We start from the raw sequence: 25,140 nt of genomic DNA on the forward strand, positions 1-25,140 counted from the left end.
CAGCCTGGTACAAACACTAGTGCAGCGAGCGCATCTGCCTCGGATAGAGGGCCGCACTGACTTCCGGTTCTTCCAGCAGATCTGCCAGTTCCCGATCCACGTCGGTTTCCTCGCCCTCATCCGGCAGCGGCTCAAACAGGGTGCTCAGCCAGGAGGCCACGGACGGCGCGTTATCTCGGTCGTAGTCGGTAGACAGCGCCTTGATCCGGCGGAAGCCGATAATGCGTTGGTGACGCGGGTCGCGGATCTGCTCGAAACCCCGCCAGTAGATGCGATCACGGGTGTGAAGTTGGACGAACAGGGTATCGATGGGGCCATTATCGTCATCCCGGGCGTCGTCATCAGTCGCCGCCTGCTCAGGCTCGGGCTGGCCTTCGGCCGGTTTGCGGCGGATGGTGGTCCAGGCCGGATAGAGCACCGCAACTGCGTCGGCCTCCACATGTTCCCTGGCTGCTCTCAGAATAAGCCCCCAGCGAGCCTTGTCGGCATCAGTCTCCAGTGAGTTGATAGGAAGGTCGTAGCTCTGATCACTGGACAGGACGATCGCCATCATCGGGGCGTCCAGTTCCCCCATGGCTTCAGCCTGCGCTACGGATACCAGATCGTCGATTGCCATCGATTGGTTCATAAGATGCTCGCCTCCTCGATGCCATCAGGGTGGTCAGGAACCGGTGTCCCTGACTAACAGCATAGCCTGTTCCACATGGAAAGATAAACGTGGAGTTGGTCACCGCGGATCACAACCCCCGGAGAAGGTTTTTTCTTCGACCTCAGAAAGCATCCTCAAGGCGCTCGTAGTTGCTGAACCACGGATTCGCCTCTTCCAGTTGAGCAGCAACCTGCAGCAGGCGGTCTTCACCACCGTGGGCCGCCCCGAACTGCACCCCCACAGGCAGCCCGTCACGGGTCCAGTGCAGGGGTACCGACATCGCCGGCGTTCCCGTCAGGTTGGCCAGCTGGGTGAATGGCGTCCTGGCCAGGCTTTCCAGAGCCATCTGGTCCACCTGTCCACTCTTGTGCACCAACTTTCCGGCTTTCAGACCGAGCATCAGCCGGGCCACCAGTTTCAGGTGAGCCGGTGTGTCCATTTGCCCGATCCGGGCCGGTAACTGGCCGGTGGTGGGACACAGATAAAGATCAAAACGGTCGAAATAGGCCCCCAGAGCCCGGGCGAAATCGTTCCACTGCTGGCGCAGGCGAACATAGTCTGGCAGCGGCATGGTGCGCCCGAGCATGCCCAGCAGCCGGGTTTCCAGCTCAAAGTCCCGATCGATGGCGCCGAATTCGGTTTTCGCGCGCTCCATGAGGGCAGACACCTCACCGAAATAAAGCGCCAGGTAGCAACGGGCAAGGGCGAGTCCATCGAATTCCGGGCGGGCGTATTCTACGTTGTGGCCCAGGGATTCCAGCAGGCGGGCCGTTTCTTCGACTGCGGCGACACATTCCGGCGCCACCTCGGTGTCATAGGGTGACGAGGTAAATACGCCGATTTTGAGGCGGCCCGGTGACTGCTGCATCAGGTCCGCCCAGGGGGCTGATGGCTCTGGAATGGTAAACGGGTCGCCACTGGCCGGGCCGGACAGCACATCCAGCATCGCGGCGCTGTCCCGGACCGTGCGGGACACCACATGATCGGTAGACGCTCCGGTCCAGGCCTCACCGGCGTATGGGCCAACGGAAATCCGGCCCCGGGACGGTTTCAGCCCGAACAAGCCATTGTAGGCTGCCGGAATACGAATGGAGCCGCCACCATCGTTGGCACCAGCCATGGGCACAATGCCAGCCGCCACCGCAGCGCCGGAACCGCCACTGGAGCCGCCCGGCGTGCGCTCGGTATCCCAGGGGTTACGGCTGGGGCCCCACAGCGCCGATTCGGTCACTGCCTTGAGGCCGAATTCCGGGGTTGCCGTGCGACCAAGAAAAACCAGCCCAGCCTCCCGGGCACGGCGCACAAACTGGGAATCCCGCGTAGCGACGTTCTTCAGCAGAGCCCGGCTGCCGTATGTACAGGGATGCCCGGCCTGCTCCTGTGCCAGATCCTTGAGCAACAAGGGCACCCCGGCGAAGGGGCCCTCTGCAGAAAAATCCTGATCCATGGCCTCCGCAAACTGCGGGTGGCAGATGGCATTCAGGCGCGGGTTCACGGCGCTGGCACGGTCGATAGCGGCCTCGGTCACTTCCCGGGAGGTGACTTCACCCCGGCGAATCAGATCGGCCAGGGCCGTGGCATCGTAACGGAGATATTCGGACGGTTTCATTGGCAACCCTGCTTGTTGTTCTTCGGCGAAAGTCCCCTGGACATTCCCGTTATAAACCGGAAACTCAGGAGCTTACGCCAATACCAGAGTGAGTTCCATGAGCCTGATCGTGTTTCCGGAAGCCCTGAGCACCAGCGTGATTGTGTTCCTGCTGATGGCGTCAGCGGTTACCTCCATGATAACCGCCACCCTGGGCGCCGGCGGCGGTGTCCTGCTGCTGGTACTGATGGCATCCTGGCTGCCACCGGCGGCGATCATTCCTGTTCACGGCATGATTCAGCTCGGTTCCAACAGTGGCCGGGCCATACTGACCTGGCATCATATCGACTGGAAGGTGATCGCCGCCTTCGCCCCGGGGGTGCTGGCCGGTGCCGGACTGGGTGCCTGGTTGCTGGTCGATCTACCGGCTCATCTGTGGCAACTGAGCATTGCCCTGTTCGTGCTTTACCTGTGCTGGGGCCCCGGGTTGCCCAAGGCCTCTTTTGGCCCGTTCGGCGTGTTTATCGCTTCTGCCATCACCAGTTTCGTGAGTCTGTTCGTGGGCGCTACCGGCCCCCTGGTGGCCGCGTTTATCAAGCAGATTCACACCGACCGCTTCCGCACCGTCGCCACCTTTGGCACCGCCATGACCCTGCAGCACGCCCCCAAGGCCCTGGTGTTCGGCGTAGCCGGTTTTGTGTTTTCGGAGTGGCTGCTCTTTATTCTGGTCATGATCGCCTGCGGCTTTGCCGGCACCTGGCTTGGATTGCACCTGCTTAAATCCATCAATAACCGGTGGTTCCACACCGCCTTCAACATGGTACTTACCCTGCTGGCGTTCCGCTTGCTCTGGCAGGCAGCGCGTTCTGCTGGCTGGCTTGGCTAATGCCGGTCACCCTCGTCCGGCAGGGCAATGGATACCACACAGTTCCGGCCCCGGGATTTGGCGATGTAGCAGCCTTCATCAGCTCGTGCCATCGCCTCTTTGGGGCCGTTGTCGTGAGCTGAAACCGGCGTCAGGCCAATACAGACGGTGACGCCGAACTGGCGACCGTCGTGTCTTATTTTCAACGCCTGGACCTTTGCCCGGATACTTTCAGCCAGAGCTTCGGCCCGCGCCATACCACAGGCTGGCAACAAAATAGCGAACTCATCCCCCCGAGGCGGGCTACCGTATCCGACTGGCGTACGGCCTGTTTGAACACCTCCGCCAGCCGCTTCAGCAGATCATCGCCAACCAGGTGACCACCTTCATCGTTGACTGGCTTGAAGTGGTCCAGGTCGATCATCATCAGTACCGCAGGCACCGGTTGCCCGGGCGCATCCGCCAGCGCCTTGAGCAATGAAGCGGTAAACGCCCGCCGGTTCAGCAACTGGGTCAGCGCATCGTGGGTGGCCTCCCAGGACAATCGCTCTTCTTCGCGCCGGCGTTCGCTGTCATCCCTGAGCACAAACACCAGCCGTTCCTGCCGCTCTCCTTTGCGCATATGCAGCATGGTCAGATCGATGTCGTAGATCCGTCCGGCCAGGTTTTCGAGGGTTACGTAGCGATTGTCGATTTCGTCTCCGGCCAGAAAGGTGTCGTAAACCAGTTCTTCATTGTCGTGGCGGATGGTGACGGATTCGAAAAAGTTATGGCCCACACAGTCATCTTCCAGCGCCAGAAAACTGCAGGCGGCGCCGTTGGCGTAGCGGATAGCCCCTTCGGTATCCACCATGAGCACCCCTTCCTGAAGCACGTCAAGAATCGAATCCGCCCGCTGCTGTTCCTCGCGAATGGCCCGTTCAAAGCGCATTTCCTGAGTCACATCCCTGACGGCGGTAATGGTACCAATGGCCTGGTCCGGCAGGTCGATCACCGAGGTAATGACATCCACCCAGACATAACCGGGCAGACGATAGGTTAGCAACCTCAGCCGGCTCCTGAAAAAGCTGCGGCGTACCAGAACATTGCGCCACCCTTTCATGGCCTTGTCCCGGTCTTCGCTGGCGACGGTTTCAATCAGGTAGCGATGGCGGAGCCAGTCCTCGGGGCGACCGACAATATCCAGAAACGCCGGGTTCACGAACTCTATACGGCCCAGGATATCAGTGTGTACGATGCCGATCGGTGCATTGCTAGTGAGGGACCGGAAGAAGGCCTCGCGTTCGGCCAGTGACCGGAAAATCTCATCCCGTTCCTGCCGCACCTGGTTGAAGACTTTGGCAACGTTGCGGATCTCCGACCCGCCCACCTCGGAAACAGGCTCCTCCCGCTCACCAGTGTGCCGCTGATATATCTGAACCCCGAGATTGCGCAACGGCGCCAACAGCCGGTAAAAGATCCAGAAAGCCAGGGGCGCCAGTATTGATACTACCGCCAGCAACGCCCAGCTGAAGCCACCGGTCATCCTCAGTGCCGGAGCAAAGGCCTCACGCTCGGGCCAGACCGCGGCCACAAACCATGGTACCAGCGCCATTTGCGCATAGCCGGTTATGGTCCCGGTTTTCCGGCCCGGATGATCGTGGGATGTGCCCTCGAAACCGGACATCGCCTGCAGTAAAGAGGGGGACGATTTGCTTACGGGCACCATCACCTCTCCCGACAGACCATCAGCAAGCACGATGCCGTTTTGCGTTATCAGGCGCAGATAGCCGGTCTGGCCCACCCGGACACTGGCAAATTCACTCATGAAATTGTCGCCCTGCAGCAGAATCAGCCCGCCAATCATGCCGATGAATCGCTGTTTTGCATCAAACAGGGGCGCGGCCACCATAACGCCGGGCTGCTCATCAATTACGGTAATGTAGGGAGCGCTGATAATGGGCGACATCCGGCTGACCAGATCGGTGAAGTAGGGGCGCTGCGAGGCATTGAAACCGGGTACGTAATACGACGCCGGGGAAGCTGCCAGTAACCGACCATCGGCATCGAGAATAAAGGTGGCATCGAAAAGCTGGAGCAGGGCATCCTGATTACGCAGCAGGACCCGGGCCCGGTTTTCCAGCACGATCTCGGTAGAGGGGAAGCCTTCGGCCACCAATGTCAGTACATCCAGTCTTTCCGACAGCTTCAGATCCAGTTCCCTGGCGACCATTCCGGCAATGGTTTCCACTTGACCATACGCCATGTCCTCCAGCTCGGCCCGACTGAGCAGCCACCCGATGGCCGCAATGACAACCGCGGATGTCGCCACAAACACCACTACCAAAGCGACCGCTCGGTTGACCAGGCTGCCGAACCATTTTCTGACCAAATCAATCACTCCCGCTGCTCAGGCTCTCAGGCACTGGGCGCCCCTCACGAACACCAGATAGTTGCAAACGTCACCGAAAGTCTAACAAAGGCGGGCGGATACGTCAGATCGAGACTTGAAATTCTACTGATAATCGTTATTATTTAGGTCTATTTTCGTCTCGCCGGGAATATCTGTATGGATTCCATCACTGCCACTTCCGCATCACTGTTCAACCAAGGGCCACTCGGCCAACTGGTCGAAATGGGCGGTCCAGTCATGATCGTTCTGATCGCCATAGCCGCCATTGGCGTGATCACGTTCTTCTACCTGATGCTGTTCGGAACCTTCTACGCCCCGCGATTTACCCGAAAGTTGCGCTACCTGGTTCAACAATGGCAGGCATCCCCGGCCCAGACTTCCCCGGAAAAGATCAGAGCCGACGCCGGCTTGCTCGGGCGCACCAATCCGCTGATGCATCTGCTGGTCAACACCATGACCGCCAGCAAGAGCAATCCGAACATCAGTGCGGTGCGGGAAACGGCAGTACGGGATGCGCAAGCGGCGCTGGAACCGTTCGAGGCCCCGTTAAAAATCATCGAAGTGATTGCTGCTCTGGCCCCGTTGCTGGGCCTGCTGGGCACTGTAATGGGCATGATGGAGGCATTCAGCGCGATGGCGGCGACCGACGGCCGCGCCAACGCCAGCCAGCTTTCCGGTGGCATCTATGAGGCGCTGACCACGACGGCCGCAGGTCTGGTGGTGGCCATTCCCTTTGCGGCTCTGGCGGCGTGGATCGAATTCCGTCTACGCCGGATTCACAAAACCATCAACAGTGCCCTGGTCAGCGTCTTCAACGTTTTACCTGGCAACGAGCAGGCCGCTCAGGCCGAACCAGCTACACCGGTGGCCGAACCCCGCTCTAATAGAGCAGCAGAGACTGACCGGGGTTACTCGGTCGGCGATAATCAGCGGCTGGCTCATGCAGCTGGTTGACCCCCGGCCAAACCGCCCGATTCCCATCCGGATAACACCACTGATCGATGTGGTGTTCATCCTGTTGGTGTTCTTTATGCTCACCACCCGATTGCTACCGGTAGATTACCTGGAACTGGCGAACAATACCGGCCAGCAGAGCAGTGCCACGGGCGCCCCCCTGCCAGAGCTCAGGGTCAATGCCAATGGCACGGTACGCTGGAAGAAGAAAGACTTCGACCTGGCGCAGCTGCTGTCGACGCTGAACGCTGAAGGGGTAAGCGAAGCCAATCTCGCCACTACGCCCGATACCAGCCTGGCCCATTTCACCCGGACCCTCAGTGCGCTGGATAACGCCGGCATTGAACCTCACTGGAAGCGTACAAACACGCCTGACTCATGACAGACCTGGTTCCACCTCCATCAACCTCCGGCAAGGGCCTTCTGGAACGTGTTGAAGATGCGTTGCTGCCCTTGATCAATCTGGTGTTTCTGCTGCTGATGTTTTTCATTGTAGCGGGACAACTTACCAACGAACCGCTGCCAGAACTGCCTGGTACCGAGCAGAGTCCGGAACAGCAGGCACCCGAGGCCGACATGATGATTCAGGCCGATGGCCAATGGCAGGTCGAAGGCAAGCACCAGACCCGCGAGAGTCTGCTTGCCGCGCTACCGGCTCCGGATGAGAACGTACCCTTGAAGATTGCGGCGGATCAAAGCCTGACCATGGCCAATCTGGAGGATTTGCTGAGAATATTGGAAGAGGGCGGTTATTCGGAAGTTCTGCTGCTCACGGAGCCTGCCACATGACAACAGCAGGTCGGCTACCCAAAGCCCTGTTCCTGATCATCGCCATGATCGCAACCGCCATTACAGCGGTCCTGGCCACGCCCGAGGAAACCCTGGAGATGCCGGTTCTGGGTGACAGTGCCGTGAACACCGCCCCCGCAATCAAGATCAATCTCGCCGGCAGGAAATCGGTAGAGCCAAAGCCGGAAGTCGCGCCGGAACCCGAACCGGCTCCAGAGCCAGAACCGCAGCCCAAGCCAGAACCCAAGCCAGAACCCAAACCAGAGCCCAAACCAGAGCCAAAGCCGGAACCGAAACCTGAACCCGTGCCAGAACCAGAACCTGAGCCAATACCGGAACCTGCCCCCACACCGCAGGAACCAGAATCCAGCACCACCGAGGCCGTGGCAGAAAGCCCAGAACAACCTCAGGGCGAAGAAGCGGACAGTAACACCAACCAAAGCGCGGTACCTTTACAGAATGCCGGTCAGTCATCACAGGTAGACAGCTACCTGAGCAAGCTCAGCCGGCATCTGGCGCGCTATTACGAGTATCCTCGCCGTGCCCGCCGGCTAGGCCAGGAGGGTACACCGGTGATTGTCTTCGAGTTCCGGCGCGATGGCTCGCTGGTGGAACACTCGCTGCGCGACAGTTCCGGGCACTCATTGCTGGACGATGCTGCTTTGGCCATGCTGGCGCAAGCTGCGCCTCTGCCAGCCGTGCCGGACTCCATGCGCGGCAAGTCCTTCACCTACGCTCTGCCAGTCCGTTTTAATCTGCGCTGACTCACTCCCTGCCAGGCACCAAGGAAAGGCAGGGCGCACTCTGCCGGTGCGCTGGCCAGCAATGCAGGCACCAAACCGCAACCGACGCCCCACTCAACCTGTTGATTTTTAAATCAAACCCTGAAAGCTTCCAACACTGGCACACTCTCTGCTCAGACATCCTCAGCAGATAGCCTGTTCATCTTCATTCAGGCTGCCCGCGCACATTCTGTTCAGACGACGGCGTCTACTCATTCCTGTCCCTACCAGGCAGGCAATGAGGGCGCCGTTTTTTGTTGGCTCCAGATAACCAGAAAGCGATCAGGGGAACACACTATGTCTTACATCATGCCTTCGGAGTTCGTCACCAAGATGGTGGACGCCGGTGAATCGAAAATCTACATGGCCACCCGGGATGTCCTGATCCGGGCCTTTATGGCCGGGGCCATCCTGGCACTGGCGGCGGTATTCGCCATTACCGTCGGCGTACAGACCGGCAGCCCGCTGGTCGGCGCACTGCTGTTTCCGGTCGGGTTCTGCATGCTTTATCTGATGGGGTTCGACCTGCTCACCGGGGTGTTCATGCTGACCCCGCTGGCCCTTCTCGACCGACGCCCCGGGGTGGATACCCGCGGCATCCTTCGAAACTGGGGCTGGGTGTTCCTGGGTAACTTCGGCGGCGCCCTGACGGTTGCCACCATCATGGCCTTTGTTTTCACCTACGGTTTCAACACCGAAGCCGGAGTGGTCGGGGACAAAATTGCCTCTATCGGCAAGGCCCGTACCCTGGGTTATGCCGAACATGGTGTGGCTGGCTGGTTCACCATCTTCCTGCGGGGTGTACTGTGTAACTGGATGGTATCCATGGGCGTGGTGGGCGCGATGATCTCCACCACGGTCCAGGGCAAGGTACTGGCCATGTGGATGCCGATCATGCTGTTCTTCTACATGGGCTTTGAGCACTCCATCGTCAACATGTTCCTGTTCCCGTTTGCGCTGATGATGGGCGGCGAGTTCAGTATCATGGATTACTTCATCTGGAACGAGATCCCCACCGTTCTGGGCAACCTGGTAGGTGGCCTGTCCTTCACTGGGCTGACGCTTTACGCCACCCACGTTCGCACCGCACCCAAGCGCACCCTGACAACAGACTACCGCGAACCCGTCAGCGCCCGCAGCGCCTGATTACCACTAAGGCCCCGCCGGTGCCGCACACACCGGCGGGCTTCAGTGGCTCATATTCATGTCCAACTGCGAACAGCTCACGATAGAAGCCGGACAATTCAGCAGCGCCGGCCGGAAACCCGCCAATCAGGATTTCCATGGCCTGCTGATACCCGACAATCACCAGCGCCACAGCAAGGGAATTGCGGCAGGAATCGCCGATGGCATCAGCTCCAGCAATGTCAGCCAGATCGCCAGTGAAGCGGCGGTGGCCGGCTTCCTGAGCGACTACTACTCAACCCCCGAGAGCTGGTCGGTGAAACAATCGGCCGAACGGGTGCTGAGGGCAAGCAATGCCTGGCTGCACGCCCAGACCCGACAAAGCCGATATCGCTATGACCAGGACCGGGGCTACGTCTGCACCTTCAGTGCCCTGGTTCTGAAATCCGCAACGGCGCACCTGTTTCATGTGGGAGACGCCCGTATCTACCGGCTTCAGGGCAACACGCTGGAACAACTCACAACCGACCACCGGGTCTGGCTTTCGGCCGAGGAAAGCTGCCTGAACCGGGCTCTTGGACTGAGCCCGCAACTGGATATCGAGTATCGCAGTCTCGCCCTGCACCGGAACGACGTGTTTCTGATGATGACCGATGGTGTTTACGAACGGCTCTCGGCCGGTGATATCACCCTTTGCCTTGCCGACAACGGGGACGATCTGGATCACGCCGCCCGGTCGCTGGCCCAACTCGCCCTGGAAAGGGGAAGTGAGGATAACCTGACGGTCCAGGTATTGCGGGTAACCCGGTTACCCTCTCGGACACAGGACACCAGCGCCCAGAAAGCCTATCGCGAACTGCCATTCGCGCGCGAGCCCGCTCCCGGTGAGGTGCTGGACGGCTACCGAATCATCCGGGCCCTGCATATCAGCAGCCGAAGCCACGTTTACCTGGCCAGGGATGAGAGGTCCGGGAAGCAAGCCGCAATTAAGTTCCCGGCGATGGAGTTGCGGCAGTATCCGGATGAGCTGGAGCGATTCGTTACTGAACGCTGGATTGCCCAGCGCGTTCAGAGCCCCCATGTGGTTGCCATCTTTGCCCCGGAGCGTCCGCAAAGTTGCCTGTATCTGGCTACTGACTTTGTAGAAGGTTGTACCTTGCGGCAATGGATGCTTGATCACCCGCAGCCAGATCTGGAAACCGTGCGACAACTGGCCGAGCAGATTATCCGGGGGCTCAGGGCCTTCCACCGGCTGGAAATGGTGCACCAGGATCTGAAACCCGAAAATGTCCTGATCACACCGGATGGCCGCGCCATGCTGGTCGATTTCGGAGCCACCCGGGTCGCCGGTCTGGAAGAAGCGGGCAAGCCTGCCGCTTGCTATCCGGTTGGAGCCGCCCTCTACTCGGCGCCGGAGCTCTTTCTCGGCGAACCCGGCAGCTGGCAGTCGGACCAGTACGCCCTGGGCGTGATTATCTATCAACTATTAACCGGGCGCCTGCCCTACCATACCGATGTACCCCGCATCCGCACTCGCAAACAACTACAGGCTCTGACATACCGGCCCGCCAGGGCCTGGCGTGAAGACCTGCCGCCGTGGCTGGATGCCACCCTGGCCCGGGCTACCCATCCGGAGCCCCATCGCCGCTACCCGGCGTTATCGGAACTGCTCTACGAACTCCGACACCCCGGACGAGACTGGCGTGCCCGACACCATCCACCTCTCATGGAGCGGCACCCGGTGCGTTTCTGGCAAGGCGTCTCGGCCCTGCTCCTGCTGGCACTATTAACCTCCCTGGCCAGTGGCTCCTGGAACTGAGCCCCGGGCCATTTATTGCCCAGCCAGCAAAAGCTCGCCCGCCCGCCAAGCAACGCCTTGCCCGAAGACACTCAGACATTGCCCGAACTCCACGTAACTAGTTGTTATATCGCTACATTCAACAACTGGCACGGCGATTGTTATCTATTATGCCGTCCAGGGAACATCCTTGGGACACTCATTCACAACATTGTCATGGAGCAGACTATGCCAACTCCTTGTTATATCAGCATCGAAGGCCAAACCCAGGGTAACATCACCGCTGGCGCGTTCACTTCCGATTCCGTAGGCAACATCTACGTTGAAGGTCATGAAGACGAAGTGCTGGTCCAGGAATTCAGCCACGTTGTTACCGTTCCGACTGATCCCCAGTCCGGCCAGCCTTCCGGTCAGCGCGTTCACAAGCCGTTCAAGTTCACTTCAGCCCTGAACAAGGCCACTCCGCTGATGTACAACGCCCTGGCGTCCGGCGAAATGCTGCCGAAGGTAGAGCTGAAGTGGTACCGCACCTCGGTTGAGGGCAAGCAGGAGCACTTCTTCTCCACCATCCTGGAAGATGCCACCATCATCGACATCAACTGCAACATGCCCCACTGTCAGGACGCTGCCAACGCGGACTTCACGCAGCTGGTTACCGTGTCTCTGTCCTACCGTAAAGTCACTTGGGAGCACGCGGTTGCAGGCACCTCTGGCGCTGACGACTGGCGTTCACCGATCGAGGCATAATTTACCCAGGCCTCAGCGTTATAATGCCCCGGCGTTCGCGAGATCGCCGGGGCATTAGCTTTAGAACTTCAAGGAATGAAGAACATGAGCGACACTATCACTGAGAATGATGTCGATATAATTCAGGCAATCATCAGCGCATTCTACGGACAGGCTAATGCCCGCCTCTTTACATCATCTTCGATTACGGATGAGACAATCATAAGGGTGGTTGAATTACTTGCCGAAATGGAAGACTGCAGCACATGGATTGATGCCGTTCCAAACCCTCAGGATCTCCTTTGGCCAGCAAATAAGCTTAGAAAATGGGCGTTACGTGTTATCAGAAAGTCGGGGGAGCCCTTTCTCCTGGGTAACGTACGCATTAACATGATGTGCAAGCGTTTTCGCGCGGTTCAATTCAAGCCTCCTATTCTCGACTCTTTGAACTGAACAGGGATCCGTTTGATGAAAAAAACTATCGCTTTCGGGTTTGTGCTGGTCAGCCTGCTCTCTGGTTGTGCTGCTACTGGCCAGACACCCATTGAGTTTCACACCTCCAATCACCTGACATTTGAGCTCGGTAACGGTCGATTTGATACGATTGATGTGCAACCTTTTGAAACCCAGCTTTGGCTTGGTTCCGCAATGGTTGGTTCGTTGATGACCATGGAAACCAGCCCAGATTTTGATACCGCCGTTGACGAGGTCAGGCAAGGATTTAATGAAGCACAAAGATCCTCCGGCAAGGTCGTTCAGCTGGATTTGGGTAACAGCGCCTACGGCTTCTCAGTCGCCGTCAATGGATACACCACTGCATTTATCGCCACCTCAAAACATCCAACTTCGTGGATTACCATCAGTACTCAGGATGACATTTTCGAAGAAGTTCTGTCTTCATTGTCTGTTAGCAAAACACGCGAATGATCAAGGGGGCATTTGGATGCTCTTCAATTCGGAATCCAGGGAACTCAGGCAATCCACTCCCGACCAATAGCCGCAAACTCCACGACCAGCTCAAAAGCGTTTTCACACTTCTTAAGAAATGCTCCCATCCGGCGGTGAAGCTACCCATCCGGGCTTCTAGGGCATTGGACAACACGCAAAAAGCTTTGCAGTGGAATGGCTAGGGAAGACTGCGCTAGTTTTGCTCGAAGGCATTGCGCAGCCGCACATTGAAGTTCTTCAAACGACCGGGAAAATCACATCCCGCTTATCGGTACGGTTAGAGCCATCGTTCATCTCTTTCGGCTATGCGGTTTAGCAATCCCACATACTTGGAGCCTTGAATGCACTGAAGGCGCTCCAACAGCGGCTACTAGATATTGCCTACCAAAATAGAACTAGCCATCGGCCTGCAGACTCCACAATCCGGGTGGGAGCCAGATTTCCCTCGGAGCATCCGTGCCTTGATTCGCCATCACAGGCCCTAGAAACTCAACCACCGCCTCTACAACTTCCGAAAATGCCTCCGGCACATGATCCTGGCCAAGGCGTTTACGGAAAGCCTGCCACTGTAGCTGTTTGCTGTCCACAAAAGCGGCAGAAAAGGGATTGGTTTCAGGAATTTCGGTCCCGCGTTTCTGGAAGGTACCGTCAACCGCACTCTTGAGGTTTTTCGACTGGAATTCGTGTTGACGAGACATCAGCCAGATATCGTAAAAGTCCTTCATCCGGCTGTTCAGCTCACCCAGATTCACCATTGCCTGGAATTTCTCGGCAATAGACGATTCAGGTGTGTAGCACTGAATCCGTGCAGCGGGAAAATCCAGTAAGGTTGGAAACTCCAGCCAGGAGGGGAACGGAAATACGGGATCGCCAAAGCCAATATCCAGTTGCATCGGAATTCTGGCGTTGTCGAGAAAACCAGTGAAGGTCACCCTCAGTCCCTGATAGTCTGCATCTTCGGTGATGGCTTCTGCCTTCAGGGTATCTGGATCGAAATGCAAACCGTCATCCATCACTTCAGCAGCAATGATTTCTTGTACCTGGTCCAGAATCGCCTCAGGTTCGTTACTGGTCTGGCCCAGCATATCAATATCCCGGGTCGGTCGGCTGGTCTGCCCCTGCATGGCCCAGAGCATCAGTGCGCCCTTCAGGGTAAAGCAGCCGCTGTGGGGCGATTGGCTCAGCCGATACAGAAACCGCTCCATGGCGTAATACTGCAACAGCTCCTGAAAGGGGCGCTTTTCAGCCCGGGATTTATTCAGCAGTTTCTGTCGAACAGACGCGGCGGTGTTCGTTGCCATCGCGATCTCCTTTCACTTTGGTTATTCCGTTGATTGACTGATTCCATTCACAACTTGGCTTCCACATAGGGTGCCATAACAGTGGCGACCCGGCAGATTCGGGCGTATTCCATCAACTTGCCCGGCAGAAAGGTTTTACGAATGCGATAAAGCTCCAGCGCCTCAAGCACCACATCCATGCCGATACGATTCCGGAACTTGAAACAGTCCGCCAGGGTTTTCTCCGGGTTGTAAACGTTCAGGGTAATGCCATCTACATCGACCTGCTCAATGCCTGCACTGAAGGCTAGTCCGGAGAACCGGTACCCGGCCACCGGCGGGTAATCCAGAACCGGGAGACGGGCATCCCTCGCCACCGCCAGATGCACCTGATGGGGAATCTGTGTGGTGATGCCATGCCAGTCCAGCGCGGAAATCAGGCAAAGCACTGCACTTGGGAACCGAGTAGCGGCGGCCACCAGATCCGGGTTTTCGATGGGCGGCAGATCCGCCAGTCGGTACAGACCACGGCTGACCGGCTCTATCAGCCCCTCATCCCGGAGCTGATAGAACTGGTACCGACTAAAGCCCCGCGCCAACGCTTCGCTCAAGCGGAGCTGGCCTCCTTGCTTTTGGAACAGGGCTTGAAGTAGTACCCGGGAAGATTGGGGAGAACTGGAATCAGACAAACCGTCACCACTTAGCAATATCTGGTGACAGTTTGTCTGATTATCGTTTAGGGTTCAAGCGGCAGCTTCGTCGACGCTGCCCGACGCATCATACTCCGTGGAGGGAGGTGAGTCGGGATCAAGGCATTCCAGGGACAGTTTACCGGAGATCAGGCCGAGCACCGGAGTGGCGTATTCGCTGGACTTGAGATCAGAGTTAGAGAGAGCCTCTAGACAACTCTTCCAAATCGGGCCATAGCAATTTGTAAAATCGCTGGTTAGTCTATCCATCCATGCAATCACGTGACTGTTTTTTAGCGCCAATCAAGACTCATGCCTCAACTACCTCCGAATGCATATGCCATCGGCACCCTCATGTGCCAGACCACCCGGGACATTCTCTGGACGCCGGCTGAAGGCTGGGTTCAGCAGGCAAATCCGGGCGCCGGGCTGGCATTGCGGGTCGGCTCGGGCCAGGCCACCTACCACCGTTTTGATCCTCGCAAGAAACAGCACCTGATTACCTACGGAGCCCGGATGATCGCCGCCAAGCATCAACCGGCCACCGCCCAGGGCTGGCTATCAACCCGGGAGATCCGTGGCCGGGGTTATTTCGGGGGCGAGGTAACTGTGCTGAACCTGCTGGCGCATACCTGCTGCCATGAGTTTGCCCATTTGCTGCAGCACAGTGCCGGGCAACGGCATTACGGCTCCGTTCACAACCGGCATTTCTATGAGGCCCTGGACGATCTGCATCATAGCGGTGCAGCCGACGCTACCCGACGGCACCTGTCCGGGCTGGCCAGCGACTGCGGGATAGAGCTAGCCAGTACACCCTTTGAATTTCCGAGTCCCGCTGCGGAGTACCGGCGCTGGCAGGTGGGGGATTCGGTGGTGTTCGGCGATGGCCGGCGCGAGAAGCGAGGCCAGGTGGTACGCGTTAACCGCAAGACCTGCACGGTGACTGTCAGCCAGCATGCCCGGATCCTTCGCTATCGGGTACCATTGTCGCTGCTTAGGCGGGCGGCCGCGGCCTGATTCAGGCAGGTTCCCGAGCCCCTGTGCGCGCCAGCAGGTCCCGGATCTCCGGCAGACAGGAGCCACAGTTGGTGCCACACTTCAGCTGCTCACCCAGTGCTTCGGAGCTGGCCATGCCCTGTTCAATGGCCTGGGCAATCTGGTTCTCACCCACGCCAAAACAACTGCAGACAATCGGCCCTGACGCTTCCCCTTCCACTATGCCTGCCGCCAGTAACGAGCGGCGTTGTTCCGACGCCAGCTCACCTTTGCCAAAACAACTGTCCAGCCAGTCCAGATCCGGCATGGTCTGGGCACAGGGCTCAACCAGCAACACGGCGTCCAGTCGATCGCCACTAAGCCAGGCGGCCCGGTAGCGCTGTCTCGCCCGGTCTTCCATGACCAGTTCCGGTTCCCGCGAAAAACAACGTTGCCCCCATTCCCGCCAGTTCATTTCGTGGCCCCCGGCGAACCACCAGCCGTGACTGTGCGGCAGGCGCTGGCAACTCCAGTAGGCAAGAGCGGTGTGGTCCAACGAGGCAAGGCGGGGATCACGCAGCAATAGCCTCGCCTGCCAGCGGGTCACCAGGGGCCGGATGGTCGCCACACCATGCTTGCCTTCTGGCTGACCGGAAATGGGATCCACAACCGGACGGATCAGGCTGGACGCCAAAGCGGAGGAGGCAAACCGGCCATTCCAGTGGATGGGCACAAACACTTCACCTGTGCGCTGGCCGGTGCTGCCCCGGACCCGGCCAACGTAGCCCGCATTGCCCGGCCCACGCAGCACCGCCAGGGCACCTTCAATCAAACCAAAGCCGGCAATATCCGCCGGGTGCAACTCTATGAACGGCTCGCTGCGATGGGCAAACAGCCTGGGTGCCAGGGCCGTTCGGGTCATGGTATGCCATTGGTCACGGATTCGGCCGGTATTCACCACCAGCGGGTACCGGGGTCCAGGTAGCTGCCCGGGCGGCAAACTGGACACGGGCACCAATCGTGCCCGGCCATCCGGCGTGGGAAATTGCCCGTGCCCAAACAGCCGACGGGTTTGCAACCAGGCCCCGGGGTTACCCTCCGTGACCGGCCACTGCACCGGCGCCAGCTCGTCATACTCCTGGTTGCTGAGTTGAGACAAGGCGGAGATATTGAACACACGCTCGCCTCCGTTACCATAACCGGACAACACCGCATGTTCGCGAAAGATATCGGCAGGGCATGTGTAATCGAAAGCATGAGCATGACCCAGAGAACAGGCAACGTCCCGAATAATCTGCCAGTCCGGCCGGACCTGCTCCGGCAGGGGCAGAAACCGGCGTTGGCGTGAAATGCGCCGTTCGGAATTGGTCACCGTTCCATCTTTCTCGCCCCAACCGGCAGCCGGCAAGAGAATATCGGCAAACTGCGTGGTATCGGTCTGGGCCACACAATCCGAGACGATCAGAGTCTGGCAACGGGACAATGCCTGGTGAATACGTTCGCTGCCCGGCAGGCTGACTGCGGGGTTGGTGCCCATCACCCAGAGTACCCGGATCTCTCCCCGATGGACTGCCTCGAACAGGTCCACCGCTTTATGGCCGGGACCACGGGCCATCTTCTCGCTGTGCCAGAAATCCGAAACCCTGAGCAAAGCGCCTGGCGTGTCATAATCCATATGGGCTGCCAGAGTATTGGCCAGCCCGCCAACTTCACGGCCACCCATGGCATTGGGTTGTCCCGTCAGCGAAAACGGGCTCGCTCCCGGTCGGCCCACCCGGCCGGTAGCCAGATGGCAGTTAATGATGGCGTTGGCCTTATCCGTACCAGCAACCGACTGATTAATACCCTGGGAAAACGCGGTCACTGTCCGTCCGGTGTCTGCAAACCATTGATAGAAACACTCCACCTCTTCTACTGCCAGATCGCAGCCCCTGGCCACCGCTTGCACAGAAGGCGCGCAGGATCGTGCGATCGCCAGGGTTTCCTCGAAGCCGTTACAATGCTCTGCAAGGTAGTCCTCCGCCAGGGCTCCGTGATCGTGTAGCCAGACCAACAGGCCATTGAACAACAGGGTGTCGGTTCCGGGGCGAAGCTGAAGGTGCAGATCAGCGAGATCCGCTGTCGCTGTCTTTCTGGGATCGATGACCACCACTCTCCGTCCCTGACGGCGCGCAGCACTCATTCGCTGGTACAGTACCGGGTGGGCCCAGGCGACGTTGCTGCCCGCGAGCACCAGCAGGTCCGCCAGCTCAAGATCCTCGTAGCAACCGGGAACACAGTCCTCGCCAAAAGCACGCTTATGTGCCGCAACGGCCGAGGACATGCACAGTCTGGAATTGGTATCCACATGCGGTGTGCCGATGAACCCCTTGGCCAGCTTGTTGGCAATGTAATAATCCTCCGTGAGTAGCTGCCCGGAGAGATAGAAGGCCACGGATTCCGCGCCATGCTCACGCACCGAATCGGAAATGGCCCCGGCGACCCGGTCAATGGCTTCCTCCCATGTCACCTCATAGCCCGCGATCTTTGGCACCAGCAAGCGGCTGGTATCCTCCAGCGTCTCATGCAAGGCAGAACCTTTGACGCAAAGCCGCCCGCCATTGGCCGGGTGCTGATGATCGCCTTCGACATGGCCAGGGGCGGCCAGAACACCGCAGCCAACACCACAGTAAGGGCAGGTGGTGGCAATAGAGTCCGCTGGCGTGTCGTGGTGTTTCATGCTGTTCCTCGCTCTTGAACCAAAAAAGCCCACCACCCGGTTTCCGTTTCCAGAGCCGGGGGGCGGGCTTCGTTGCCTGTGTTGTCTGCCATAAAAGAAAGCAATTAGGGGGCCAGCGCACGATTTGATGTCTCCAAGGGCCTTGAATGGCGCCTGGTGCGCCTGTCGAAGCCAGTTGCACCGCTAAATAGCTTCCTTGAAAAGCCTATCGATGGGCGTTCACCTTGGTGCAAAGGGCGATTTTCTGCACCAAAACCACCCCGGCAAAGCACGGGCTTCCCCTGCTGGAACGACCAGGGCTCCCGCAACTTACTGAAATACATGAATAGTCCTGGATGGCACGGCTTGTGCTGAGTGATTAGTGAACCATCACGACATCACAGCTCTCATTTACAGGCATCGGCGCCTGCTCTCCGGCAACGGAGGCAGGCGCTTTTTTTTGCGCGTCTGAAATGAGAGAACCGAGAGGCATCACGATGAAGACAGTGAACCATTATGTTCGACCTTTACTGACCGCCACCCTGATCGGCCTGAGTTCCCTGGCCCAGGCCGATATTGGCCCGGCGGAGAAACCCGATCTCAAGCTTGGCTTTATCAAACTCACGGATATGGCGCCCCTGGCGGTTGCCTGGGAACAGGGCTACTTCATGGACGAAGGGTTATTCGTAGAACTCGAAGCCCAGGCGAACTGGAAGGTGCTGCTGGACCGGGTCATCACCGGTGAACTGGATGGTGCCCACATGCTGGCCGGCCAACCCCTGGGCGCATCCATAGGCTATGGCACCCAGGCCGATATCATCACCGCCTTCAGTATGGACCTCAACGGCAACGGTATTACCGTGTCCAACGACGTCTGGGAAGCGATGAAACCAAACCTGGAAATGGAAGGCGATCATCCGGAACACCCGATTTCAGCCAGCGCGCTGAAGCCAGTGGTTGAGCAGACCCGCGCCAACGGCGAGCGCTTCCGCATGGGCATGGTGTTTCCGGTGTCCACTCACAATTACGAACTGCGTTACTGGTTGGCCGCCGGTGGCCTGAATCCCGGCTTCTACGCGCCCCAGCGCGGCGATACCAGCGGCACCATCCAGGCCGACGTGCACCTCTCCGTGACACCGCCGCCCCAGATGCCCGCCACCATGGAAGCAGGCACCATCCAGGGCTACTGCGTGGGCGAGCCCTGGAATCAGCAGGCGGTTTTCAAGGGCATCGGTGTGCCGGTGATTACCGATTATGAAATCTGGCCCAACAACCCGGAAAAGGTGTTCGGAGTCACCGAAGCCTGGGCCGAGCAGAACCCCAATACCCACCTTCGGTTACTGCGGGCTCTGATCCGCGCAGCTTACTGGCTGGACGAAAACCAGAATGCCAACCGGGAGGCCGCCGTGGACATCCTTGCCCGCCCCAGCTACGTGGGGGCCGACAGGGAAGTGATTGCCAACTCCATGACCGGTACCTTCGAGTATGAAAAGGGCGATGTCCGGGAAGTACCGGATTTCAACGTCTTTTTCCGCTACCACGCTACCTATCCGTATCCGTCTGATGCAATCTGGTACCTGAGTCAGATGCGGCGCTGGGGCCAGATTCCCGAAGCAAAATCCGACGACTGGTATATGAAGACCGCAGCCCGGGTGTATCGGGGCGATCTTTACGCCGAAGCCGCCCAGTCACTGATCGAGGACGGCCTGATGACCGCCAGTGATTTCCCGGACTTTGCCCAGGAGAATTTTGAACGCCCCATGCAGGGTGAGCTGATTGACGGCGTCCCTTTCACTCCGCGCGAACCCAATGCCTACATCAACCGTTTCAGTATCGGCCTGAAAGGGTCGGAGACACCGTAAGGGAGGGCCTGACATGACGACGTTAAGCGCAAGAATCAGTCAGTCCATGGCCAGTGGCAGCCGCCAGCTACTTTCCGGTCTGCAACCGGGCGAATGGCTCAGCCAGGGCAAGCAGCTGCTGTTACCACTGGTTGGTATTCTGGTCTTCCTGGGCTTCTGGCATCTGGCCGCGCCACAGGTGGAAACCTCCCTGGGGGCCTTTCCCGGCCCGGTGCAGGTGTGGGAACAATCCGGGCAACTGTGGCAGGAGCATATCAGCCAGCGGGAGCGGGCCGATAAGTTCATCGCCATGCAGGAGGAGCGTAATGCCCGCATTCTGGCTGACAACCCGGAGGCAGACGTCCGTATCCGGGCTTACCCCGGCGCACCCACCTTTCTCGACCAGGTGGTCACCAGCCTGCTGACGGTGCTGGCCGGTTTCGCCCTGGCGTCGCTGATTGCAGTACCTCTGGGCATTGTGTTTGGCCTCAACCGGTATTTCCAGGCGGCGGTGAACCCATTGATACAGATCTTCAAACCGGTCTCTCCGCTGGCCTGGCTGCCGCTGGTGACCATGGTGGTATCGGCCACCTATGTCAGTGACGATCCAATGTTCGAGAAGTCGTTCCTGACCTCGATGATTACGGTCACTCTGTGCAGTCTCTGGCCAACACTGATCAACACCAGCGTTGGAGTGGCAGCGGTAAACCCCGACCTGCTGAACGTCTCCCGGGTACTTCGGCTGTCGTTCTGGACCCACGTTCGCAAGGTGGTGTTGCCTTCGTCGGTGCCGATGATCTTTACCGGCTTGCGGGTGTCGCTGGGCATTGCCTGGATGGTGCTGATTGCCGCCGAGATGCTGGCGCAGAGTCCGGGGCTGGGCAAGTTTGTCTGGGATGAGTTCCAGAATGGCAGTAGCCAGTCTTTGAGTCGGATTATGGTGGCGGTGCTGGCCATCGGGTTTATCGGGTTTTTGCTGGATCGGGTCATGCTGTTGATTCAGCGGAAGGTGGCCTGGAATGAGTGATCCCGTTCTGGAGCATGCCGCACCGGGTGGGTTACGCCTCCCGAAACACGCGGCGAGTACCCCGATGGGGTCCAGCCCGCAATCACAGATTGCGGTCGTAAAACCGTCGCGTGGAGCTGTGCTCCACAAACGCTCGGTTTTACCCATGTACGCTCCGCAAAAACATCCATGTTTTTGAGGGTTTCGGGAGGCGTAACCCACCCGGCGCTCCGCTTGCTTTTGAGGTGAATTCCATGAGTAAACCACATTTAGAACTAACCGGTGTTGAAATGGCGTTTGATACGCCGAAAGGACCGTTCATTGCCCTGGACAATGTGAACCTGAAGATCCAGAAAGGGGAGTTTGTTTCACTGATCGGCCATTCCGGCTGCGGAAAATCGACGGTGCTGAACATTGTTGCCGGGTTACTGCAGGCCTCCAGGGGTGGCTGTGTGCTGGATGGGCATGAGGTAAATTCGCCCGGCCCCGAGCGGGCGGTGGTGTTTCAGAATCATGCCCTGATGCCCTGGTTAACGGTGTATGAAAACGTGGAACTGGCAGTTCGGCAGGTGTTTCGCAAGTCGATGACCCGGCAGGAGCGCAAGGACTGGATTACCCATAACCTGGAACTGGTGAATATGGCCCACGCCGCCAACAAGCGGCCGGGCGAGATTTCCGGGGGGATGGCGCAACGGGTGGGCATCGCCCGGGCATTGGCCATGAAACCCAGTGTGTTGCTGATGGATGAGCCGTTCGGGGCGCTGGATGCCCTGACACGGGCCCATTTGCAGGATTCGCTGATGGAAATACAGCAGGAGCTGAACAATACCGTGATCATGATTACCCACGATGTGGACGAGGCGGTGCTGTTGTCCGACCGCATTATCATGATGACCAACGGCCCTGCCGCCACGGTGGGGGAGGATCTGCACATTGATCTGCCAAGGCCTCGCAATCGTGTGGCCCTGGCGGATGATGTCAAATATGTGCATTACCGGCAGGAGGTGTTGTCGTTCCTTTACGAGAAGCAGCGCAAGCTGGAGTCACTGAACAGTCGCCGCGGCAGCAATGCAAAACCCGAGGCGCCGGCAGCAAAACATTCAGCTTCGGCCTGACTTTATGCCGGGGCGGGGCGCCCCGTCCCGGCCTGGTTCAAGTATCAGCTTAAGACCCCTGCCATGGATACCAGTGCCCGGGCGACTTCGGGCAGTCGCTTGCCCTGATCCATGGCCAGTTTTCGCAGCAGGCGGTGGGCTTCGTCATTGCTGATGTTGCGGTGTTCCATCAACAGCAGGACGGCCTTTTCCTGGGTACGACGATCTTCCAGAGCTTCTTTGGCGCTCTGCAATTCTTCAGACATCTGACGCAGGCGGCGAGTCTGTTCCTGGACCAGGTCAAAGATGGATCGGCCTGATTGCTGCCCGACACCTTCCCCGACCCACGCGTCGGCAGCTCCGGCCTCTACACCGTTATCGCAAACCACCAGCACGGGCGTTGTGGAGGCATGGCGTTGTTCCAGCGAGGCCAGCAGGGTCTCCTGATGAGCCAGGGAGTGGCGCGCTTCGGTATAGCGCTCCACGCAGCGATGGTGGAAAGCGCTCTCAACGGAATCCTCAATCTTCTTCAGATCGTCCATGCGCTCTGTCATCAGATTGAACCAGCGGTCGGCCATGTCTTTATCCAGAGACTTATAGGGCCCGACCGAAACGGCCATCTGTCGCATCCGCTCAATTTCCAGTTCCCGCGGGTGAGCGCGCAGGGCTTGCCAGAGCGACAGGCTCTCCTCACTGGCGAAGCCGACAAACACCTCAAAACACCGCTCCTGCGCTTCAACCAGGTGCATCATGCGCCGTGACAGTGCGTTATCGAAGTGTCCGCTGGAGAACCCCGCGGAACCTGCGGCCCGCTCCTGACCACAATATTCCTTTCCGTTCATGACATGCACCATGGCCACAAGCAGTCCCGCAATCGAAGGTTCTGCCACGGTTTCTGCCGCTTCGAAAACGACCGTAATCAGTTGATGAATAGTGTCGCAGAACCACTCCGTGGCCTCCGAAACACTGGCCTCCTGGTCATTCACCCGCTGCCGCAGCCCGGGCAGTTGGTCGAGGCTGTGCAGGGCGCTGGCGATGTGCCCGAGCAGTGGGCTGCTGACCGGATGGGTGGTGAGATCCTCCTGAATGTCTGCCAACGCCCGCCGGAAGGTAGCGGCCAACTGGTCGTTTTCCTTGACCATGGCGGTACGTTCCCGGGCAAAGCGTTGGCAACCGGACCCCAGATAAAGATTGGTGGCGCCTCGCTCCCGTTGCAGGCCATGGACCAGATTGCCCACGCTCTGCACCAACCGCCCCATCTGCAGAAAGTACTCCAGATTACGGATCTCACACTGGCGGGAGGCCATCAGAAATTCCGCAGCAGTCGCTGTCGCGGTCATACGGGGATGGCGTTTGGTGTTCATGGTGCAGCTCCTGGTGTCGGTACACAGTTGGTTCCTTTCTACCCGGACTGCAGCAATTTACAGGCCAGTCATTCCGGCCCAATCATCGTGCGTTTCGCCCCATCCCGGGGCACCCTTTTGATGCCCACGAGCCGGACTCTTTCAACGGACTCACCTAAGCCATTGAATAATAAAGCCTGAAAAAGTTGGCACGGAGATCGCAAACACTTAGACAAGGACGACTGTCCCGGCCATGGAATCAGGCCGGACCATCAGATCATTGTTGTTGGCATTGGTGCCGGACCATCTGTTCTCTTCGGAGAGCATGATGCTCCGGCTTTTTTCGTTGCTGGAGGCACTCAGTTCCATGGAACACACACAGGATAACCCACTGGTGATCTGCGGCCATGGCATGGTCGCGCAGCGGCTGCTGGAGCAACTGGTAGCCCAGGGGCATCCGTTCAGTCGCATTGTGGTGTTTAACGGTGAGCCCTTCGCTGCCTACAACCGGATCCAGTTGTCGTCATTGCTGGCCGATCAGATTCAGGAAACCGATCTGGAACTGAAACCCTGGCAGTGGTTCCACAAGCACCGAATAGAGGTGCACCAGCATGAGCCTGTCACCCATATCAGTCCGGGCCAGCGCCAGGTAACAAGCGCCTGTGGTCGCACCCAGTCCTATCACACGCTGGTGCTGGCCACCGGAGCACAGCCCTCCCGCCTTGGCCTCCCCGGTGAAGACCTTGACGGCGTGATGAACTTCCGGGACCTGGCCGACACCCGCACGCTGATCCGGCAGGCAAAGTCACACCGTCGGGCCGTGGTCATCGGCGGAGGCTTTCTCGGTCTGGAGGCGGCCGAAGGGCTCAGGACCCGGGGCATGGACGTTACGGTGCTGCACCGCAGCGGTCATCTGCTCAACCGACAGCTGAACCCGATCGCTGGCGATATCCTGAAGCAGAAGTTACAGCAGCGGGGGCTGAGTATCCGAACCGGCACCTCGCCGGTCTCCCTGCTCGGTCGGAATCAGGTCCGCGCCGTGGAACTGAGTGACGGCACGGTACTGGCCACGGACCTGGTGGTTATTGCTACCGGTATTGAACCCAACAAGGGATTGGCAGCTGACGCCGGCCTCAACTGTGACCGGGGTATTCGAGTCACTCCGAACCTGATGACGTCCAACCCGCATATCTACGCACTGGGTGAGTGCTGTCAGTTTCAGGAACACACCTTTGGCCTGGTCGAACCCGGTTACGAGCAGGCCCGGATCCTGGCACAGCTTCTTTGCCAGGTGCCGGGAGCCAGAGCATTTGAGCCCGGAGAAGTCGCCACCCGACTGAAAATCAGCGATCTGCCCATTTTTTCCTGTGGCCGGGTAGTCCCCGGCGAGCATACCGAAATTGTTGAATGGCAGGACCGAACCCACGCGGTCTACGGCCAACTGCTGCTGGATGGCAACCGGCTCGCCGGCGCCATCCTGCTGGGCGATACCGCCAACGGGCCCTGGTACAGCGAACTGATTCGCTCCGGCGCCGATGTCTCCCGCTACCGGGACACTATCGCTTTCGGCAAAACCTATTGCGACGCAGCAGCCTGAT

General features: G+C 58.9%; 21 protein-coding genes and 1 pseudogene. 15 read left to right on the forward strand and 7 right to left on the reverse strand.

The window, feature by feature from the left end; translation table 11 throughout:
• Positions 1 to 16: 16 nt before the first annotated feature.
• Both ARC85_RS00835 and ARC85_RS00840 read right to left on the reverse strand, forming a co-directional pair.
• Complete coding sequence (locus tag ARC85_RS00835) at positions 17 to 628, reverse strand: hypothetical protein (protein ID WP_011783800.1); 612 nt, start codon at positions 626 to 628, stop codon at positions 17 to 19.
• 142 nt (positions 629 to 770) lie between these two features.
• Positions 771 to 2,258, reverse strand: coding sequence for an amidase (locus tag ARC85_RS00840; protein ID WP_278349787.1), 1,488 nt, complete (start codon positions 2,256 to 2,258; stop codon positions 771 to 773).
• 97 nt (positions 2,259 to 2,355) lie between these two features.
• Between ARC85_RS00840 and ARC85_RS00845 the strand changes: the two genes are divergently transcribed.
• Positions 2,356 to 3,123: a sulfite exporter TauE/SafE family protein gene (locus ARC85_RS00845; protein ID WP_278349786.1), complete on the forward strand. Its 768-nt coding sequence runs from the start codon at positions 2,356 to 2,358 to the stop codon at positions 3,121 to 3,123.
• On the opposite strand, the pseudogene ARC85_RS00850 reads toward ARC85_RS00845, so the two are convergent.
• Positions 3,120 to 5,347 (reverse strand): annotated as a pseudogene (locus ARC85_RS00850) (sensor domain-containing diguanylate cyclase). The gene ARC85_RS00845 and the pseudogene ARC85_RS00850 sit on opposite strands and share 4 nt — an antisense overlap.
• A gap of 303 nt (positions 5,348 to 5,650) precedes the next feature.
• On the opposite strand from ARC85_RS00850, the gene ARC85_RS00855 reads away from it, so the two are divergent.
• The 9 genes from ARC85_RS00855 (at position 5,651) to ARC85_RS00895 (ending at position 12,595) form a co-directional block, all read left to right on the forward strand.
• The gene (locus ARC85_RS00855) at positions 5,651 to 6,448 is read left to right on the forward strand and encodes a MotA/TolQ/ExbB proton channel family protein (RefSeq protein ID WP_286714159.1); all 798 of its coding nucleotides are present in this window, start codon (positions 5,651 to 5,653) and stop codon (positions 6,446 to 6,448) included.
• Positions 6,435 to 6,830, forward strand: a complete 396-nt coding sequence (locus ARC85_RS00860) for an ExbD/TolR family protein (RefSeq protein WP_014420161.1) — start codon at positions 6,435 to 6,437, stop codon at positions 6,828 to 6,830. Before ARC85_RS00855 ends, ARC85_RS00860 begins: the two co-directional genes overlap by 14 nt.
• A complete protein-coding gene (locus tag ARC85_RS00865; RefSeq protein ID WP_113879590.1) occupies positions 6,827 to 7,237 on the forward strand; it encodes an ExbD/TolR family protein in 411 nt (136 codons plus the stop codon). The genes ARC85_RS00860 and ARC85_RS00865 overlap by 4 nt, the downstream gene beginning before the upstream one ends.
• Complete coding sequence (locus ARC85_RS00870) at positions 7,234 to 8,001, forward strand: TonB family protein (protein ID WP_286714160.1); 768 nt, start codon at positions 7,234 to 7,236, stop codon at positions 7,999 to 8,001. Before ARC85_RS00865 ends, ARC85_RS00870 begins: the two co-directional genes overlap by 4 nt.
• Before the next feature lie 315 nt (positions 8,002 to 8,316).
• Complete coding sequence (locus ARC85_RS00875; RefSeq protein ID WP_113879592.1) at positions 8,317 to 9,165, forward strand: formate/nitrite transporter family protein; 849 nt, start codon at positions 8,317 to 8,319, stop codon at positions 9,163 to 9,165.
• 58 nt (positions 9,166 to 9,223) lie between these two features.
• Positions 9,224 to 10,963 carry a bifunctional protein-serine/threonine kinase/phosphatase gene (locus ARC85_RS00880; RefSeq protein WP_141066760.1) on the forward strand — a complete coding sequence of 580 codons (1,740 nt, stop codon included), beginning with the start codon at positions 9,224 to 9,226 and terminating at the stop codon, positions 10,961 to 10,963.
• A 207-nt stretch (positions 10,964 to 11,170) separates the two neighbouring features.
• The gene (locus tag ARC85_RS00885) at positions 11,171 to 11,689 is read left to right on the forward strand and encodes an Hcp family type VI secretion system effector (RefSeq protein ID WP_121208113.1); all 519 of its coding nucleotides are present in this window, start codon (positions 11,171 to 11,173) and stop codon (positions 11,687 to 11,689) included.
• A gap of 84 nt (positions 11,690 to 11,773) precedes the next feature.
• The gene (locus tag ARC85_RS00890) at positions 11,774 to 12,121 is read left to right on the forward strand and encodes a hypothetical protein (protein ID WP_153739765.1); all 348 of its coding nucleotides are present in this window, start codon (positions 11,774 to 11,776) and stop codon (positions 12,119 to 12,121) included.
• 15 nt (positions 12,122 to 12,136) lie between these two features.
• Positions 12,137 to 12,595: a hypothetical protein gene (locus ARC85_RS00895; protein ID WP_226610161.1), complete on the forward strand. Its 459-nt coding sequence runs from the start codon at positions 12,137 to 12,139 to the stop codon at positions 12,593 to 12,595.
• Positions 12,596 to 13,011: 416 nt separating this feature from the next.
• Here the strand turns inward: ARC85_RS00895 and ARC85_RS00900 are convergent, their stop codons facing one another.
• Positions 13,012 to 13,917 carry a nucleotidyl transferase AbiEii/AbiGii toxin family protein gene (locus tag ARC85_RS00900; RefSeq protein WP_121208111.1) on the reverse strand — a complete coding sequence of 302 codons (906 nt, stop codon included), beginning with the start codon at positions 13,915 to 13,917 and terminating at the stop codon, positions 13,012 to 13,014.
• A 47-nt stretch (positions 13,918 to 13,964) separates the two neighbouring features.
• Positions 13,965 to 14,585 (reverse strand): type IV toxin-antitoxin system AbiEi family antitoxin domain-containing protein, encoded by a 621-nt coding sequence (locus ARC85_RS00905; protein WP_170155437.1) that lies wholly within the window; start codon positions 14,583 to 14,585, stop codon positions 13,965 to 13,967.
• Between the two features lie 354 nt (positions 14,586 to 14,939).
• Here ARC85_RS00905 and ARC85_RS00910 point away from each other — a divergent pair, with 354 nt between their 5' ends.
• A complete protein-coding gene (locus ARC85_RS00910; protein ID WP_011783758.1) occupies positions 14,940 to 15,602 on the forward strand; it encodes a hypothetical protein in 663 nt (220 codons plus the stop codon).
• A 1-nt stretch (position 15,603) separates the two neighbouring features.
• Here the strand turns inward: ARC85_RS00910 and ARC85_RS00915 are convergent, their stop codons facing one another.
• Positions 15,604 to 18,279, reverse strand: a complete 2,676-nt coding sequence (locus ARC85_RS00915) for a nitrate reductase (protein WP_286714161.1) — start codon at positions 18,277 to 18,279, stop codon at positions 15,604 to 15,606.
• 476 nt (positions 18,280 to 18,755) lie between these two features.
• Between ARC85_RS00915 and ARC85_RS00920 the strand changes: the two genes are divergently transcribed.
• The 3 genes from ARC85_RS00920 to ARC85_RS00930 all read left to right on the forward strand — a co-directional run bounded on the left by ARC85_RS00920 (position 18,756) and on the right by ARC85_RS00930 (position 22,220).
• Positions 18,756 to 20,120: a CmpA/NrtA family ABC transporter substrate-binding protein gene (locus ARC85_RS00920; protein ID WP_286714162.1), complete on the forward strand. Its 1,365-nt coding sequence runs from the start codon at positions 18,756 to 18,758 to the stop codon at positions 20,118 to 20,120.
• Positions 20,121 to 20,133: 13 nt separating this feature from the next.
• Positions 20,134 to 21,126, forward strand: a complete 993-nt coding sequence (locus tag ARC85_RS00925; protein WP_036149976.1) for an ABC transporter permease — start codon at positions 20,134 to 20,136, stop codon at positions 21,124 to 21,126.
• Positions 21,127 to 21,359: 233 nt separating this feature from the next.
• Positions 21,360 to 22,220, forward strand: coding sequence for an ABC transporter ATP-binding protein (locus ARC85_RS00930; protein WP_199452020.1), 861 nt, complete (start codon positions 21,360 to 21,362; stop codon positions 22,218 to 22,220).
• 44 nt (positions 22,221 to 22,264) lie between these two features.
• On the opposite strand, the gene ARC85_RS00935 is transcribed toward ARC85_RS00930, so the two are convergent.
• Entirely contained in the window at positions 22,265 to 23,563 is a 1,299-nt protein-coding gene (locus ARC85_RS00935) for a nitrate regulatory protein (protein WP_199452021.1), read from the reverse strand.
• Positions 23,564 to 23,795: 232 nt separating this feature from the next.
• Between ARC85_RS00935 and ARC85_RS00940 the strand changes: the two genes are divergently transcribed.
• Positions 23,796 to 25,139, forward strand: coding sequence for an NAD(P)/FAD-dependent oxidoreductase (locus ARC85_RS00940; protein ID WP_286714163.1), 1,344 nt, complete (start codon positions 23,796 to 23,798; stop codon positions 25,137 to 25,139).
• Position 25,140: the final 1 nt, after the last annotated feature.

The organism is Marinobacter sp. tcs-11 (assembly GCF_002049515.1).
GTDB lineage: Bacteria > Pseudomonadota > Gammaproteobacteria > Pseudomonadales > Oleiphilaceae > Marinobacter > Marinobacter nauticus.